The sequence below is a fragment of the Bradyrhizobium altum genome, from assembly GCF_020889705.1.
Lineage (GTDB): Bacteria > Pseudomonadota > Alphaproteobacteria > Rhizobiales > Xanthobacteraceae > Bradyrhizobium > Bradyrhizobium altum.
On record NZ_JACMYP010000005.1, the window covers coordinates 52,869 to 70,181 of the forward strand.

General features: G+C 65.8%; 13 protein-coding genes. 4 read left to right on the top strand and 9 right to left on the bottom strand.

Translation table 11 applies throughout. The features are described 5' to 3' along the window. The first annotated feature begins 8 nt into the window (after positions 1–8). Together H8B02_RS03275 and H8B02_RS03280 are read left to right on the top strand one after the other, a co-directional pair. Positions 9–2,081 carry a cytochrome c1 gene (locus H8B02_RS03275; protein WP_229164836.1) on the top strand — a complete coding sequence of 691 codons (2,073 nt, stop codon included), beginning with the start codon at positions 9–11 and terminating at the stop codon, positions 2,079–2,081. Positions 2,082–2,284: 203 nt separating this feature from the next. Beyond that, a complete protein-coding gene (locus H8B02_RS03280) occupies positions 2,285–2,959 on the top strand; it encodes a dienelactone hydrolase family protein (protein ID WP_229164837.1) in 675 nt (224 codons plus the stop codon). A 161-nt stretch (positions 2,960–3,120) separates the two neighbouring features. Here the strand turns inward: H8B02_RS03280 and H8B02_RS03285 are convergent, their stop codons facing one another. Continuing rightward, the gene (locus tag H8B02_RS03285; RefSeq protein ID WP_229164838.1) at positions 3,121–4,119 is read right to left on the bottom strand and encodes a VOC family protein; all 999 of its coding nucleotides are present in this window, start codon (positions 4,117–4,119) and stop codon (positions 3,121–3,123) included. Between the two features lie 342 nt (positions 4,120–4,461). On the opposite strand from H8B02_RS03285, the gene H8B02_RS03290 reads away from it, so the two are divergent. Both H8B02_RS03290 and H8B02_RS03295 read left to right on the top strand, forming a co-directional pair. Further along, entirely contained in the window at positions 4,462–6,627 is a 2,166-nt protein-coding gene (locus H8B02_RS03290; RefSeq protein WP_229164839.1) for an anthranilate synthase component I, read from the top strand. Positions 6,628–6,741: 114 nt separating this feature from the next. Continuing rightward, positions 6,742–7,281, top strand: a complete 540-nt coding sequence (locus tag H8B02_RS03295; RefSeq protein ID WP_092124551.1) for an adenine phosphoribosyltransferase — start codon at positions 6,742–6,744, stop codon at positions 7,279–7,281. Between the two features lie 160 nt (positions 7,282–7,441). On the opposite strand, the gene H8B02_RS03300 is transcribed toward H8B02_RS03295, so the two are convergent. The 8 genes from H8B02_RS03300 to H8B02_RS03335 all read right to left on the bottom strand — a co-directional run bounded on the left by H8B02_RS03300 (position 7,442) and on the right by H8B02_RS03335 (position 17,310). Beyond that, complete coding sequence (locus H8B02_RS03300; protein WP_229164840.1) at positions 7,442–8,110, bottom strand: P-loop NTPase family protein; 669 nt, start codon at positions 8,108–8,110, stop codon at positions 7,442–7,444. Positions 8,111–8,238: 128 nt separating this feature from the next. After that, positions 8,239–8,982 carry a P-loop NTPase family protein gene (locus H8B02_RS03305; RefSeq protein WP_166214394.1) on the bottom strand — a complete coding sequence of 248 codons (744 nt, stop codon included), beginning with the start codon at positions 8,980–8,982 and terminating at the stop codon, positions 8,239–8,241. A gap of 163 nt (positions 8,983–9,145) precedes the next feature. Beyond that, entirely contained in the window at positions 9,146–10,414 is a 1,269-nt protein-coding gene (locus tag H8B02_RS03310) for a M48 family metallopeptidase (protein ID WP_229164841.1), read from the bottom strand. A 34-nt stretch (positions 10,415–10,448) separates the two neighbouring features. Beyond that, on the bottom strand, positions 10,449–11,009 hold the full coding sequence (locus H8B02_RS03315; protein WP_092124555.1) for a LemA family protein: 561 nt from the start codon (positions 11,007–11,009) through the stop codon (positions 10,449–10,451). 142 nt (positions 11,010–11,151) lie between these two features. Further along, positions 11,152–12,117 (bottom strand): small ribosomal subunit Rsm22 family protein, encoded by a 966-nt coding sequence (locus H8B02_RS03320; RefSeq protein WP_229164842.1) that lies wholly within the window; start codon positions 12,115–12,117, stop codon positions 11,152–11,154. A 122-nt stretch (positions 12,118–12,239) separates the two neighbouring features. After that, positions 12,240–15,704 carry a chromosome segregation protein SMC gene (gene smc, locus H8B02_RS03325; RefSeq protein WP_229164843.1) on the bottom strand — a complete coding sequence of 1,155 codons (3,465 nt, stop codon included), beginning with the start codon at positions 15,702–15,704 and terminating at the stop codon, positions 12,240–12,242. Between the two features lie 346 nt (positions 15,705–16,050). Further along, entirely contained in the window at positions 16,051–16,707 is a 657-nt protein-coding gene (locus H8B02_RS03330) for a DsbA family protein (protein WP_229164844.1), read from the bottom strand. A 123-nt stretch (positions 16,708–16,830) separates the two neighbouring features. Next, complete coding sequence (locus tag H8B02_RS03335; RefSeq protein ID WP_229164845.1) at positions 16,831–17,310, bottom strand: DUF721 domain-containing protein; 480 nt, start codon at positions 17,308–17,310, stop codon at positions 16,831–16,833. Positions 17,311–17,313 lie beyond the last annotated feature (3 nt).

Below are 17,313 nucleotides of genomic sequence, written 5' to 3' on the forward strand. Positions count from 1 at the left end.
TCGCATCAATGAGCGGACCATCTGATTTTCAACCGAGCAACCCCGCCTTGAAGTGGATCGAACGGCGCCTTCCGATCTTCGGCCTGATCCACTCCTCGTTCGTGGCCTATCCGACGCCGCGCAACCTGAACTACTGGTGGACCTTCGGCGCCATCCTTTCGATGATGCTGGCGCTGCAGATCCTGACCGGCGTGATCCTGGCGATGCACTACACGCCGCACGCCGATCTCGCCTTCAAGTCGGTCGAGCTGATCGTCCGCGACGTCAATTACGGCTGGCTGCTGCGCAACATGCATGCCTGCGGCGCGTCGATGTTCTTCTTCGCGGTCTACATCCACATGTTCCGCGGTCTCTATTACGGGTCCTACAAGGAGCCGCGCGAGGTGCTGTGGATCCTCGGCGTCATCATCTACCTCCTGATGATGGCGACCGGCTTCATGGGCTACGTGCTGCCGTGGGGCCAGATGAGCTTCTGGGGCGCCACCGTCATCACCAATCTGTTCTCGGCCGTGCCGTATTTCGGCGAGAGCATCGTGACCCTGCTGTGGGGCGGCTATTCGGTCGGTAACCCGACGCTGAACCGCTTCTTCTCGCTGCACTACCTGCTGCCGTTCGTGATCGCCGGCGTGGTTGTGCTGCACATCTGGGCGCTGCACGTCGCGGGTCAGAACAACCCGGCCGGCGTCGAGGCAAAGACCGAGAAGGACACCGTTCCGTTCACGCCGCATGCGACGATCAAGGACGCGTTCGGTGTGTCGTGCTTCCTGATCTTCTTCGCCTGGTTCATCTTCTACATGCCGAACTACCTCGGCGACGCCGACAACTACATCCCGGCGAACCCCGGCGTGACCCCGGCGCACATCGTGCCTGAATGGTACTACCTGCCGTTCTACGCGATCCTGCGTTCGATCCCGAACAAGCTCGCCGGTGTCGCGTGCATGTTCGGTGCGATCATCGTCCTGGCATTCCTGCCCTGGCTCGACAACGCACGAACCCGTTCGTCGAAGTATCGTCCGCTGGCCAAGCAGTTCTTCTGGATCTTCGTGGTGGTCTGCATCCTGCTCGGCTATCTCGGCTCGCAGCCGCCGGAAGGCATCTATGTGATCGCCGGCCGGATCCTGACGGTGTGCTACTTCGCCTACTTCCTGATCGTGCTGCCGCTGCTCGCCCGTATCGAGACGCCGCGCCCGGTGCCAAACTCGATCGCCGACGACGTGCTGGCGAAGAGCAAGGGCAGGGCCGCGACCGCAGCCTCCGTCATGCTTGCGCTGGTGGTGGCTGGCGGCCTGTTCGCCGGCAGCACCCAGAACGCCAAGGCCGAGGAGGGCGGCGACACCCCGCCGGCCCAGAGCTGGTCGTTCTCCGGCCCTTTCGGCAAGTATGACCGCGGCTCGCTGCAGCGTGGCCTGAAGGTCTACAAGGAAGTCTGCTCGGCCTGCCACGGCCTGAACTACATCGCGTTCCGCAACCTCGCCGATGCCGGTGGCCCCGGCTATTCGGAGGCGCAGGCGGCGGCTCTCGCGGCCGAGTACAAGATCAAGGACGGCCCGAACGACCAGGGCGAGATGTTCGAGCGCCCGGGCCGCCCGGCGGATTATTTCCCGGCGCCGTTCCCGAACGAGCAGGCCGCGCGCGTGGCCAATGGCGGCGCGGCACCGCCGGACCTCTCGCTGATCACCAAGGCGCGGTCCTACAAGCGCGGCTTCCCGCAGTTCGTGATCGACTTCTTCACCCAGTACCAGGAGCAGGGACCCGACTACGTCGACGCCGTTCTGCAGGGCTTCGAGGACAAGGCTCCGGCCGGCGTGACGATCCCGGAAGGCTCGTACTACAATAAGTATTTTCCCGGCCACGCCATCAAGATGCCGAAGCCGCTGTCCGACGGTCAGGTGACCTTCGACGACGGTTCGCCGGCGACGGTCAAGCAGTATGCGCACGACGTCACCACGTTCCTGATGTGGGCGGCCGAGCCGCGCATGGAAGAGCGCAAGCGGATCGGCATGCAGGTGTTCTTCTTCCTCGTGATCTTCGCCATCCTGATGTACTTCACCAAGCGCAAGGTCTGGGCCGACGCTCACTGACCTCGGGTATGGTATCGCGCGTTTGAAAAAGCCCCTTCGGGGGCTTTTTTGTTTTGTGCGTGTTCAAGCCCCGGTTCGCGAGAAAGGCGTTTGTGCTTCCGCAGTTATGACGAGTGCGCGAGCGCGCCGCAGGGCGATTGCGTCCGTCACCGAGTACGGACAAAATGCCGGCCAATCGGCGGGCAAACTTCGCGGAGGAACTCATGGGTACCAGCATCAACTTCAAGCGTCCGGACGGCAAGGAAGCATCAGGCTATCTCGCCAACGCAGCGCGCGGCAACGCGCCCGGGGTCGTCGTGATCCAGGAATGGTGGGGGCTGCAGGACCAGATCAAGGGAATGTGCGACCGCTTCGCGCGGGCCGGTTTCGATGCGCTGGCGCCCGATCTCTACAAGGGCAAGGTGGTGCCGTATCACGACACCGACGCGGCCGGCAAAGAGATGAACTCGCTCGACTTCATGGACGCCACCACGCAGACGGTGCGCGGCGCCGCGCAATATCTCGGCAAGAACGGCGCCAAGGTCGGCCTGACCGGCTTCTGCCTCGGCGGCGCGGTGACCATCATCGGCGCCACCAAGATCCCGGAGCTGACCGCCGGTGTGGTGTTCTACGGCATTCCGCCGGAGCAGGCGGCCAAGCCGGCCGACGTGAGAATTCCGCTGCAGGCCCATTTCGCCACCAAGGACGACTGGTGCACGCCGGCACTGGTCGATGGTTTTGAGAAGGCGATGAGGGCCGCCGGCAAATCGCTGGAGCTGTACCGCTATGACGCCGAGCACGGTTTCGGCAACGAGCAGCGCCTGTCGGTGCACGACCGCCAGTGCGCGGAACTGGCCTGGGACCGGGCGACGGACTTCTTCAAGAAGCATCTGGGGTAGTTGCGTCCTCAAGCGAGATGTCGTCCCTGCCGAGTGCGCAATTGCGCATGGGAGCAGGGACCCATACGCCGCGGCCGCGGCAATGGGCACATTGGCGGTTATCTCCCACGCAACTACGCCCTGTGGTTATGGGTCCCTGCTTTCGCAGGGACGACGGAGAGCTAGTTCTCCGCCTTCACCCCGTCCCACCACGGACAGGTCCCCGACATCAGCTTGAAATTGCCTTCCAGCACCTGCACCGGCGCGCGCTTGCCTTCCGAGGCGGCGCGCATCCGCATCTCGCGTGCGACGGCGCGATTCTCCGCTGACAGCCAGACGCGCTCGTGGCCCCACAGGCTCGGGCCGTCATGCATCTCGAACGGCGTCCAGTTCGCGGGATCGATCTCGCGGCCGCCCCAGCCGCACTCGACCATGAAGGCTGACGGCGACTTGGCGTAGAACGAGGTCATCAGGTCGTTGGTGTGGCGGCCGAGCGTGACGTTGACCCGGTCTTCCTTCATCGCGATGTCGTAGGCCTGACCGACATCGTCGAGCGAGAACAGCTCCACCATCAGATGATGCATGCCGTTCGTGCCGGTCTCGATCAGCGCCAGCGAATGGTGGCGCGCATTGACGTGGAAGAAATAGGCGCGGAATGGTTTTTCGATGTAGTCGCTGAGGCCGAAGCCGAGCACGTCGACATAGAAGCTCATCACAGGCGCGATGTTCTCGACGGTCAGCACCGCATGGCCGAGCCCGAGCGCGCCGGTGCGGAATCCGGAGATCGAGCGCCCCGGCCGGAACGGCGTGTCGTCGATCTCGGGGCCATGAAATGCCTCCAGGCGGTTGCCGGCCGGATCCCGAAACGAGATCAGGCCGTGCACCCGCCTGCTATCTGCGAGCGCCTGCGGCTCGGCGGTCACGGCGACGCCGGCGCGCTCCAGCCGCGCCGCCAGCGCGTCCAGCGCCGCGGCATCCGCCACCTCCCAGCCGAAGAACCTTGTCCCTTCGCCCTGCGCACGGTCGATCACGATGCGCTGCTTGCGGTCGTCCATCCGGAAGGCGAGCAGCGAGTTGCCGCGCTCGATCGCCTGCAGCCCGACCAGGCCGGTGCCGAATTGCCGCCAGTCGTCGAGCGCGTCGGAGCCGAAGCCGGCATATCCGAGACCCAAAAACGCCATCTGCGCCTCCACCATCTGTCTGTTTTTTGGGCGGCTGACCGGCCGCCATTTCAACAAATCCTACGCGGTTTCCGGTCGCTTCAAACCCCGAAAATGCCTTCCAAGAGGGCGTCCAGGATTGGGGCAGGGGTGTTGGGCGATCCCTTGACACGGCCCGCGCCCGGTGGTGAGTAGCGGCCATGAGCACCGTTGCCAGTCCATCCCGTCGTTGGTGGCCCACCTTCTCATAGGTGGCCGGTGCGTTTTCATTTCTCAAAAACGTCGAAGGTCGCCATCGCAGTGCGACGGTACCTTCCTTTGTCCTGTGTGGCGCTCTCTTCCCAAGTCTCGTAAGAGGATCACATGAACAGGACAGTCTTCTCCCTGCCGGCCAAGAGCGAATACCTCACCAATGGTGGCCTTGCGGTTGCGCGCGTGGTCGAGCAGTTCACCGGCGGCGCCAACCGCCTCGACGACCTGATCGCGCTGCTGGACCGCCGCCGCGGCGTGGTGCTGTCCTCGGGCACCACCGTGCCGGGCCGCTACGAGAGCTTTGACCTCGGCTTTGCCGATCCGCCGCTGGTGCTGGAAACCTCCGGCACCGACTTCTCCTTGCAGGCGCTGAACCCGCGCGGCGAGGTCCTGATCGCCTTCCTCGGCGACGTGCTGCGCGAGCCCTGCGTCGTGATCTCCGAGCGCACTGCGACGCGGCTCGCCGGCCACATCATCCGCGGCGCCGCGCCGGTCGAGGAAGACCAGCGCACCCGCCGCGCCAGCGTGATGTCGCTGGTGCGCGACATGGTGGCGGCATTCACCTCCAATGCCGATCCGCTGCTCGGCCTGTTCGGCGCCTTCGCCTATGATCTCGTGTTCCAGATCGAGGACATCGTGCAGAAGCGTGCCCGCGAGGCCGACCAGCGCGACATCGTGCTCTACGTGCCGGACCGGCTATTGGCCTATGACCGCGCCACCGGCCGCGGCGTGGCGCTCAACTACGAGTTCTCCTGGAAGGGCAAGTCCACAGCGGGCCAGTCGCACGAGACCGCGCCGAGCCTCTACGCCAAGACCGGGCGGCAGGGTTTTGCCGATCACGCCCCGGGCGAATACCAGGCGACGGTTGAAGTGGCGCGCGCGGCGTTCGCCCGCGGCGACCTGTTCGAGGCAGTGCCCGGGCAGCTGTTTGCCGAGCCCTGCGAGCGCTCGCCGGCGGAAGTGTTCCAGCGGCTCTGCCGCATCAACCCGTCGCCCTATGGCGCGCTGATGAATCTCGGCGACGGCGAGTTCCTGGTCTCCGCCTCGCCGGAGATGTTTGTGCGCTCCGACGGCCGCCGGGTCGAGACCTGCCCGATCTCGGGCACGATCGCGCGCGGTTCGGACTCGATCGGCGACGCCGAACAGATCCGCAAGCTGTTGAACTCGGAGAAGGACGAGTTCGAGCTCAACATGTGCACCGACGTCGACCGCAACGACAAGGCGCGGGTCTGCGTGCCCGGCACCATCAAGGTGCTGGCGCGGCGCCAGATCGAGACCTACTCAAAGCTGTTTCACACCGTCGACCACGTCGAGGGCATGCTGCGGCCAGGCTTCGATTCGCTCGACGCCTTCCTGACCCATGCCTGGGCCGTGACGGTGACGGGCGCGCCGAAATTGTGGGCGATGCAGTTCGTCGAGGACCATGAGCGGTCGCCGCGGCGCTGGTACGCCGGCGCGATCGGCTGCGTCAATTTCGACGGCAGCATCAACACCGGCCTCACCATCCGCACCATCCGCATGAAGGACGGCCTCGCCGAGGTGCGCGTCGGCGCGACCTGCCTGTTCGACTCGGATCCCGCCGCCGAAGACCGCGAATGCCAGGTCAAGGCCGCGGCGTTGTTCCAGGCGCTGCGCGGCGATCCGCCTAAGCCGCTGTCGGATTTCGCGCCTGACGCCACCGGCTCGGGCAAGAACGTGCTCTTGATCGATCACGACGACAGCTTCGTGCACATGCTGGCGGATTATTTTCGCCAGGTCGGCGCCAACGTCACCGTGGTCCGGCATATCCATGCCCAGGACATGTTGAAGCAACGCGGCTGGGACTTGCTGGTGCTGTCGCCCGGGCCGGGTCGCCCGGAGGATTTCGGCATCGCGAAGACCATCGACACTGCGCTCGAGAAGAAGCTGCCGATCTTCGGCGTCTGCCTCGGCGTGCAGGCGATCGGCGAGTATTTCGGCGGCCAACTCGGCCAGCTCGGCCAGCCCGCGCATGGCCGTCCGTCGCGCGTCCAGGTGCGCGGCGGCAGGCTGATGCACAATCTGCCCAATGAGATCGTGATCGGCCGCTATCATTCGCTCTATGTCGAGCGCGACAGTGTGCCCGAGGTGCTGGCGGTGACCGCGACCACCGAAGACGGCGTCGCGATGGTGATCGAGCACAAGACCCTGCCGGTCGGCGGCGTGCAATTCCATCCGGAGTCGCTGATGTCGCTCGGCAACGAGGTGGGCCTGCGCATTGTCGAGAATGCATTCCGGCTTAACCCGGGGACAAATTGATTTGGACCGTCATTGCGAGCGCAGCGAAGCAATCCACGCCTCCTCCGCGGAGAGGTGTATTGCTTCGTCGCTTGCACTCCTCGCAATGACGATGCGGAAAAAGGCGAGAGACCAATGACCTTCGACCACGACATCAAGGCGACCGTTCGCACCATCACGGACTACCCGAAGAAGGGCATCCTGTTCCGCGACATCACGACGCTGCTCGCCGATGCCCGCGCCTTCCGCCGCGCGGTCGATGAGCTGGTGCATCCCTGGGCGGGGGCGAAGGTCGACAAGGTCGCGGGGATCGAGGCGCGCGGCTTCATCCTTGGCGGCGCGGTGGCGCATCAGCTCTCCGCCGGCTTCGTGCCGATCCGCAAGAAGGGCAAGCTGCCGCACACCACGGTGCGGATCGCCTACTCGCTGGAATACGGCATCGACGAGATGGAGATGCATGCCGACGCCGTGCAGCCCGGCGAGCGCGTGATCCTGGTCGACGATCTGATCGCGACCGGCGGCACCGCGGAGGGCGCGGTGAAGCTGCTGCGCCAAATCGGCGCCAATGTGGTCGCGGCCTGCTTCATCATCGACCTGCCCGATCTCGGCGGCGCCGCCAAGCTGCGCGCGATGGACGTCCCGGTGCGCACGCTAATGGCGTTCGAAGGGCATTAGCGGCAATTTTTTCACCTGCGTCGTCCCGGCCTAGTGCCCAATTGCGCACGGGAGCCGGGACCCATAACCACGAATAGTGATTGTGGAACGACGCTATAGCCCCAGCCTTCGCCAAACGCATAGCGGTGGTTGTGGGTCCCGGCTTTCGCCGGGACGACAGTCATCCCCGCTGCAGCAGCATGCTCAGCTCGAGATCGCGGAACGTGGTGTAGTTCTTCCGGATCCACTGATGCAGCTCGGTCGATGAGTCCTTCTCCTGGCGCAGATAGCCGGTGAAGGAGAAGGTCAGCCGGTCGATATAGGTCTTCAGGAACACCGGCAGCGCGCGGAAGCGCAGCACCCGGCTGCCGGTCATGACGGGCGGCAGCTCGCCGCGCACCACGAATTCATTGTCGATGACGATGAGCGCGTTCGGCGGGATCATGCCCTGCAGCGTCTGGTAGCCGTGCACCGAGGCGCGGTCGGTATCCGCCACATACAGGATCACAGGCGAGACGCGGCGGCGCAGCGCCTCTTTCATCAGCCCGATCTGGTCGACCATTTTGAAGAATTCGTCGAAGGCGTGGTAGCCGAGGTCGATCACCTTGACGATGCCGTCATTGACGATGACGCGGTCCATCAGCTGCATCTTGCCGTAGGTGTCGATCACGTCGGCGGTTTCGGTGATCCGTGGCAGATAGTCGAGCAGCGACGGCTCCTTCAGATTGATGTCGTAGCAGACGACGTCGCCGTTCTTCAGCAGCAGGAATTCGCCGAGCAGCCGCGCGATCAGCGTCTTGCCGACCTGCGGGCGGGGCGAGCAGATGATGTAAACGGGCGTGGACGACATCGCCCGCTATATCAGGCCAAATTTTCGCCCAATCCAGCCCCATCGCCGCCCTCCGGCGCGATTTTTTTCGCTGCCGGGCGCGACTCTTTCGCTGCCCGGGCGGGACTTTTCGCCCCCTGCGCGCGCGACTATTTTTCGCCCTTGGCCGACTTGGCGCCGACCAGGTCGGTCAGCTTGATCCGGTCGAACTCGCTCCAGACATTGGCGAGCCAGTGCCGGACATAGCCGCGCAGCACGAAGGAGTAGTTCGCGGCGTCGTCGTTGATGCCCTTGTTGGCAACGAATTTCAGGAACGGAACCGAGGAGACCTCGACCTGCTCGTAGGCCATTTCGTTGAGCTTCGGGATGGTGAGGTCCACGGCATCCTTGATGCGGTGGAAGTAGGAATTGTAGGTCGCCTGGTCCCACTGGAAGAACTGGGTGTCGTTGATGAAGTTCTTCACCAGGAAATACTTCGCGCCGCTCATGAAGTTGGCGGTCTCGGCGATCTCGTCCAGCGAGGCGATCGAGGGGCCGAGGATGTGGAACACGGCGAAGGTGATCTGGCCGGAGCGCGCGGCGTCGAGGAAGCCGATGTCGCGCAGCGAGGCCAGCGCGGGCGACAACAGGCCGGCGCGGACGTCGATCACGGTGACCGAGGAACCGGCGTTCAGCGTATCGAAGATCTTCATCTGGTCCGCGGTCGTCGTCATGTCGACGATCTCGGTGATGTCGGGGTGGAAGCGCTTCAGCGTGCCGCGCGGCGACTCGGTGTCGAACGCCCGGGTCTGTACGTTGTTGGCACTGAAATAGTCCAGGAGCGTCCGCGAGACGGTGGTCTTGCCGACCCCGCCCTTGTCAGCGCCCACCACGATCACAACCGGCTTTGCCATGGAAGTCCCTTAAAGCGCGCTCCCGACCGCGATGGCGATCGGCAAGTCCCCACACTGCTTTGGGCGCGAACATGGCAGAAACGAGGGAGAATTCAATTCCTTAAGGTGCCCATGACCGGCTTGGTGGGGATTTCCTTAATGGACTGAGTGGTCTAGGGCACGATCAGCGGTGCCGGCCCCAAGGGCCTTGAAGTGGGCCTTGAAGCGGGCCTTGCAGAGGATCCAGCGGTCCCAATGGTCCCTGTGCGGGGCTGGTGCCCGGCAGCGGCGGCGGATTGTTCGGTTGTGCAGGCGGCGTGTCGCTCCAGGGGCCGTGGGTCACAGGCGGAGGCTGATCGCCCGACACCGACGGCTGTTCCGGCGTTTCCGTCGCCTCCGATGTCTCATCCGGCAGCGCCAGCGGTCCGGGATCGTGGCCGCCGGCGTATTTCACCAGGGCATCGACCCGGGACTTCACCGACGGATGGGTGGCAAACAGGTCGGCAAAGCCCTCGCGCGGATTGTCGACGCAGAGTTCCATCACCGCCGAGGTGGCGCCCGGCAACTCGCCGCGGTTCTCGATCTTGCGCAGCGCCGAGATCATCGCATCGGGATTCTTCGTCAGCTCGACCGATCCGGCATCGGCGAGAAATTCGCGCGACCGCGACAGTGCGAGCTTGACCACCTGCGACAGCAGCCAGGCCAGCATGATGAGCGCGACCGCGACGACGATGACGATGATCGCGCCGCCGCCCGAGCCCTTGCTGTCGCGGTCCGAAGAGGATGATGACGATGAGGAGGATGACGACGACGACCAGCCGCCTCCGCGGCGGCTGCCGCCGCTCCACGACAGATTTGTGAACACGCGGAAGAACAACTCGCCGAAGAAGCCGACCACGCCGGCGATGATCACGGCGACCACCATCAGCTGCACGTCGCCATTCTTGATATGGGTGAGCTCGTGGCCGAGCACGGCCTCGATCTCCTGGTCGTTCAGTGCCCTCAACAAGCCCGTGGTGACCGTGATGGCGTATTGCCGCGGATTCAGTCCGGTCGCGAACGCGTTCAGCGCCGGACTGTCCATCACCTTCAGCTTCGGCATCGGAATGCCGCGCGAGATGCAGAGGTTTTCCAGCAGATTGTAGAGCCGCGGCTGCTGCTGCCGTGTCACGCTTTCGCCGCCGGTGACGGCGTCGATCATCTTCTGGTGGAAGAAATAGGCGATTACGATCCAGGCCCCCGCCGCGATCGTCGCCCATGGGAAGGCCGAGACCAGATCGCGCGAGGCATGGGTCAGGTAATAATCGGCCGTGCGGCCGCTATCGATCATGACCTCCGCGACCAGCGCGCCGCCATAGACCAGCACGTAGATCAGCAGGAACAGGCCGGCGAGCAGCAGCATCGAACGAAACTTGTTCGATGCGATATGCGTGTAGAGACCGTAGGCGGCCATGACGGAGCGGCCTATTGCCGGCGCGCGTTGCGCCTCAGAACTTCACGCTCGGTGCCGCCTCGACCTCCGTGCGGCTGGCGCCGAGGTCGAAGAAATCCTTGCGGGTGAAGCCGAACATGCCGGCGAACAGCGCGGCCGGCATCTGCTGGATGCCAGTGTTGTATTCCTGGACCGCGTTGTTGAAGAAGCGGCGGCTGGCGGCGATCTTGTTCTCGAGATCGGAAAGCTCGGAGGCGAGCTGCTGGAAATTGGCGTTGGCCTTGAGGTCCGGGTAGGCTTCCGACAGCGCGATCAGCCGGCCGAGCGCGCCGGAGAGCTGGTTCTCCGCCGCCGACACCTGGGCCGGCCCCTGAGCAGAGATCGCCGAATTGCGTGCCTTGATGACGTCGTCGAGCGTGCCGCGCTCATGTGCGGCATAGCCTTTCACGGTCTCGACCAGGTTCGGGATCAGGTCGTGGCGCTGCTTGAGCTGCACATCGATGTCGGCAAAGGCCTGGCTGACGCGCTGGCCGAGCGCGACGAGGCGGTTGTAGGCGCCGAACGCAAACAGCACGAGAAGGACGATGACGCCGATGACGATCCAGCTGGTCGACATGACAGGGCAGCTCCTGATGGACGAGACGGCGGCACCGTAGCCCAGGATTGGGGCGCAGGGCAGCCCGCCGCGAAAAGGTGGGCATGAATTGGTCGGCACAGAACCAAGATTGGTTCAACATTCGCCGGGACGACGCAAGTAGCTAAACCGCATCGCCCCAGCGCCAGCGCCGGGCGCTGGCGTAATCGGCCTTGGCGCGGCGGGGCACCCTGGCGACGGCGACGCCGTCTGGCGTGCACAGCTTCGCCGCAACCTCGATCTTGCCGACATCCGGCTGCGCCAGCACGCGCGATGGCCTGTTCTCAGCGCGCGCGCGGCTCAGCGCGACATAGGCGAAGCGCTCGTCCTCGAATGGGGCATCGGCGCCCTTGACCTGCTTGTGCGCGCGCGAGCGTTGCAGGCGCTGCGAGAAATGGCACCAGTCGGGCGCGACCAGCGGGCAGCCGCCGTCATGCGGGCAGGGGGCTATGACATGCGCGCCGGCGGCGATCAGGCGTGCGCGCAATGCGATGATCCGCGCATAGCCCGCGGGCGTGCCGGGTTCGACGACCAATAGCGTATCGCTGGTTTTGGACCACAGCGCATCGGCCAGTGCCGCGCGCTCGTTTTCGCCGAGCTCGCCGATCATGTAGCTGGCGACGACGAGATCGGCCGGGTCGGCCTTGTCCAGCAGGGCGCGGGCCTGACCGAGTTGGTAGCTGGTGTCGTGCAGGCGAATGCTGCCGTGAAACAGCCCCTCGGCGAGCGTTCGCAACGCGCCATTGGCGTCGAGCAGGGTGAAGCCCTTTAGCGATGTGAACGTCTCCGCGGCCGCCCAGGTCGCGGTCCCGGGACCGGCGCCGACATCGAGCAGGCTCGCTGGCGCAAAATCCGGCCGGATCTCCGCCAACGCATTGAGGCTCGCCACCACGGCCGCATAGGTCGCCGGCATCCGCGCCAGCGCGTAGGCCAGCGTGTCGGTCTCGGTCCGGATCGTCCCCGAGCCGCCGCCCTCGCGATAGGTCTGTGAGATCACCGCCGCGCGGCTGGCGGCATCGCTGCGCGACAGGCCTTCGAGCCTGGCGTTGAGGGCCGCGCGCAGTTCGGCGGGGAGATCGGGTGAGGTCATGGTTCGCCGTCATCCTGAGTTGCGAGCGCTTGCGAGCCTCGAAGGATGACAATCACGAGTCGTGGCCCATCCTTCGAGACGCCGCGCGAATGCGCGGCTCCTCAGGATGACGCCTGAGTGCGTTACGCCACGTTCTGGTCGAGGATATCGACCGCGCCCTGCAGGTCGACCGACACCAGCTGCGACACGCCGCGCTCGGCCATGGTGACACCGAACAGCCGGTTCATCCGCGCCATCGTGATCGGATTGTGCGTGATGATGATGAAGCGGGTTTCCGTCGACGCCGTCATCTCGTTCAGCAGGGTGCAGAACCGTTCGACGTTGTGGTCGTCGAGCGGCGCGTCGACTTCGTCCAGCACGCAGATCGGCGACGGGTTGGTCAGGAACACGGCGAAGATCAGCGCCAGCGCCGTCAGCGCCTGCTCGCCGCCGGACAGCAGCGACAGCGTCTGCGGCTTCTTGCCGGGCGGCTTGGCGATGATCTCGAGGCCGGCTTCGAGCGGATCGTCGCTCTCGATCAGATGCAGCGCGGCTTCGCCGCCGCCGAACAGCTCGGTGAACAGCCGCTTGAAGTGGTTGTTGACGGTCTCGAACGAGGTCAACAGACGCTCGCGCGCTTCGCGGTTGAGGCTCTGGATGCCCTGCCGCAGCCGCTTGATCGCCTCGACCAGGTCGTCGCGCTCGGTGGTCAGCGCGGTGTGCTGGGTCTCGACTTCCTTCAACTCTTCCTCGGCGCGCAGATTGACGGCGCCCAAGCGCTCGCGGTCACGGCGCAGCTTTTCAAGTTCTTCCTCGACCTGCGCGACCGGCGGCAGCTCTGCGCCGGGCTCGATCTCGGCCATGCCGACGACCGCGCTCGGCTCGACCTCGAGCATGTCGTGGATCTCGCGCTCGATGTCGGCGAGGCGGCGGCGGGTGCCCTCCATGCGCTCTTCGGCGCGCGCGGTGGCTTCGCGGGAGGACGACAGCGCTTCGAGCGAGGTCTTGGCGAGGCGATCGGTTTCCGCCATCGCGGCTTCCGCCGTCGCCAGCGCATCGGCGGCGATCCGGCGATCGCCCTCGGCGTGCTCGATCTCCGTGATCAGCGCGCTGCGCTTCTCGGCGAACACTTCCGGCGCATTGGCCAGTTCCTCGCGCTCGGCCGACACCTCGGCGATGCGCTCTTCGATGGTCCCGACCTGCGAGGCGGCGCTGGTCTTGCGGCTCTGCCACTCGTTGCGTTCGGCAACGATGGCCTGCACGCGGCGGTCGGCGAGCTCGGCCTCGCGGGCGAGCGCCTGCGCCTCGGCGCGGACTTGCGCCGCGGCACGGCGCTGGTTGTCGATCTCGGCGCGAACCGCGGCGAGCTGGGCTTCGGTCTCGACGCCCGGCGGCAATTCGGACAGCGCGGCAACTGCGTTCTCATGCGCCGCTTCGGCCTCGGCGCGGTCGGCGGCGACGCGGCTGTGCGCCTCGGTCAGCGCCGATTTGCGCGCAGAGTGGCGGTTGATCTCGCGTTCGGTCGCAGCGTGGCGCTCGCGCGCGGCGTCGGTTTCGCGGCGGGCGGCACGCACGGCTTCGCGCGATGCACCCTCGGCGGCGGACGCCGAGCGCAATTCTTCTTCAGCCGTCTCCAGGGCCTGGCGCTTGGCGGCGGCATCGATGCGGGCCTGTTCAAGCTCATGCTCGATATCGACCAGGCGGGCGCGTTCGGCGAGGCGCCGGGCGGCGCCAGTTGGAGCATGGGCGTCGGCGACAAAGCCGTCCCAGCGCCAGACGTCGCCTTCGAGCGACACCAGCCGCTGGCCGGTCTTCAGCTGCGACACCAGCGCGGCGCCGCGTTCTTTGGCCACCACGCCGATCTGGGCCAGACGGCGCGCCAGTTCCGGCGGCGCCTGGACGTGATCGGCCAGCCGTTCTACGCCATCCGGCAGCGCGGGATCGCCCGCGGCTTCACCGACATTGGTCCAGCGCATCGGCGCAGACGAATCCACCGGCGCGTCGAGGTCGTCGCCGAGCACGGCGCCGATCGCCTTTTCATAGCCCTTGGCGACCGTGATGCCGTCGATGATCGGCGGCCACAGATTCTTGGTCTCGCTGGTGACGAGCTTGGAGATGGTGCGGGCTTCGGTCTCGAGGCGCTGCACGCGCTTCTCGGCTTCGGCGAGCGGATTGCGGGAGGCTTCCAGGGTCTGCCGCACGGCGGCGTGATGCGCCTCGCTGGACTGCACGGCCGCCTCGGATTCGGCGAGCGTCTGCTGCGCCATCTCCATGGCGGCGGCGAGCGCGTCGATGTCGCCGAGATTGCCCGTCTCCTGCGCGAGCTTGGTTTCCTCGGCCTGGACGTTGCCGATCTCCTGATCGAGCCGCGCCAGCCGGTCGCGATGCGTGCGCACGCCGGCTTCGAGCTGGTTGCGCTTGGCGGTCAGGTCGGCGAGCTGCGTGGTCAGTTCGGAGAACTGGCGCTCGGTCGCGGCCAGGATCTCCTCGGCCTCGGAGACGCGCTCGTCGACGCCGGAGCGCTTCTCGACGCGCGACTTGATCTCTTCCTTGAGCTCGGCGTCTTCGGTGTCGAGCCGCTGCAGCGCGATGTCGGCATCGGAGGTCTGCTGCTGCTCGCGCGCGATGTCCTGGGCGAACTGGGTGAGGCGGCGATCGAGTTCGCCGACCCGCTCCTTGGCGCGCTGCTCCTCGCGGTCGAGCATCTCGCGTGCATTGGTCAGGCGCTGCAGGCCGGCGGCGGCGCGCGCCTCGGCATCGCGCAGCGCCGGCAATTCGGCGGCGCGGATCGCCTGGATGCGGGCGGATTCGGCCTGCTCGCGGGTGCGCTCGGCCATCTCGCGCACGGAGATATCATGGGTGTGCGCGGCGTCGTTGACGTCGGCATTGGCCTCAATCCAACGCAGATGGAACAGCATGGCCTCGGACTTGCGCACCTTGGCCGCGACCTCGCGGTAGCGAATCGCCTGGCGCGCCTGCTTCTTCAGGCCTTCCATCTGGCCGCTGAGCTGGCCGATCACGTCCTCGACGCGGGTGAGGTTGGTTTCGGCCGCCTTCAGCCGCAGTTCCGCCTCGTGGCGGCGGGCGTGCAGGCCGGCAACGCCGGCGGCGTCTTCCAGCACGCGGCGGCGCTGCTCGGGCTTGGCCTGGATGATTTCGCCGATCTTGCCCTGGTGGACCAGCGCCGGCGAACGGGCGCCGGTGGCGGCGTCGGCGAACAGGATCTGCACGTCGCGGGCGCGCACGTCGCGGCCGTTGATGCGGTAGACCGAGCCGGCCTCGCGCTCGATGCGGCGGGAGATTTCGAGCAGCTGGCTGTCGTTCATCGCGGCCGGTGCCGAGCGATCGGAATTGTCGATCGTCATCACGACTTCGGCGTGGTTGCGCGCCGGACGATTGCCGGAACCGGCGAAGATCACCGCATCCATGTCGGCGGCGCGCAGCGACTTGTGCGAGGTCTCGCCCATCGCCCAGCGCAGCGCTTCGACCAGATTGGATTTGCCGCAGCCGTTCGGTCCGACGACGCCGGTCAGGCCCGGCTCGATCATGAAATCGGTGGGTTCAACGAACGACTTGAAACCGTGCAGGCGGAGGCGCGTGAGCTTCATGTACACAAATCTCGTTTGGCCGGGCGCGAATCTCCCTGCCGTGACAATACCATGGATGGCAATGTCGGTGTCTGGGGTGAATAGCTGCGTGCAGCTCTCATGAGCGGCGACAATGGCGATGCCGGTGCGTCAGGGCAACCGCTTGACCAAGCTTTTCCCAAGGGATTTGCAAGGGATTTACAGGGGTTTTGCGGCCTCTGCATGTCCTCGAAGATTCGCATCGCGCGAATCAGGTTTTCAACAACCAAATAATGCGACGGCGGCAGGCCGTGATCGCAAATCATCCACAATTATCGCGCCGCGAATCGAACGCGGGCACGACGACGTCGGGTTCGCGGGTGCGCGATCAGCTCTTCAGCAGCGGATCGATGTGCTTGCTGAACTCCTCGAACGAGGTCTCGCCCTTCAGCATTTCGCCATTGACGAAGAAGGTCGGCGTCGAGTTCACCTTCAGCACCTCGTTGGCGTATTTCTGGTCGGCGGCGATCTTGTCGAGCAGCGTCTGATCCTTGAGGCACTCCTCGACCTGCTGCTGGCTGAGGCCGGCCTGCTTGCCGATCCGCGTCAGCGTCTCGGTGGTGTTCTTGACCACCCAGTCGTTCTGCTGGCGGAACAGCAGGTCGATCACCGCGAAGAATTTCGGCGCGTCGTCCTTGGCGATGCAGCGCGCCAGCATCGAGCCGGCGGCGGCCTTGATGTCGAGCGGGAATTCGCGGAACACGTAGCGGACCTTGCCGCTGTCGATGTAGGTCGACTTGATCTTCGGGAACACGGTCTCGTTGAAATTGGCGCAGTGCGGGCAGGTCATCGAGGCGTATTCCATGATGGTCACCTTGGCGTCCTGCGGGCCGAGCCCCATGTCCGGCAGCGACTGCGGCTTGGCGACCTCGGCGGCGGTCTGCGCGAACGCGTCCGTGATCAGGCGCAGCGGCGACAGGCCGGCGAGGGCGGCCAGCCCGGTCAGCGAGAGAGCGGTGGTGAAAGCGCGGCGCGTGATGATCAAGGTCAGCTCCCGGATTGGCGCATTCACGCCACAATGAAGGGGGTCCCGAAAAAGAAGCCTTCGCTAGCTTGAAACGACCATTGTGGCAATGCCGGGGTCTCGCGGCGGAGCCTGCGAAAAGCGTCAATTTCGCTTGATCGAGGCACCCAGGCGGGCCAGCGCGGCGCGCAGATCGTCGTCCTCGACGGCCGCAAGGTTCGCCGCCTCCCGGGCCACGTCTTTGGCGTCGGGCGGGCGCGGCCGGGCGGGGCGGCCGCGGCGCGAAAGTGGCGCTTGGCGGATCGTCAGGCGGCCGACCGCGTGCCAGCCGAAGAAGCGGTTCACCCGTTCCAGGATGACGTCGGAGGAGTGCTGGATCTCCAGCGCCATCGGGCCCTCGACCCGCAGCACCAGCGTGGCCGGCTCCTGCGGTTGCCCCTCGACCGGCCGAGGCCACTGAATCTTCAGCGGCTCGCAATAGGCCGCGATCCGGTCGCCCGCGATCTCGGTCCAGCGCGTCACCAGTTCGCGCGCGGCAAAGCCCTGCTTGGCATAGGCGTCGGTGAAGACGTCGCTGAGCAAGATCGACAGGGGCTTTGCGCTGATCGGGCCGGGTCTGGGCATGGG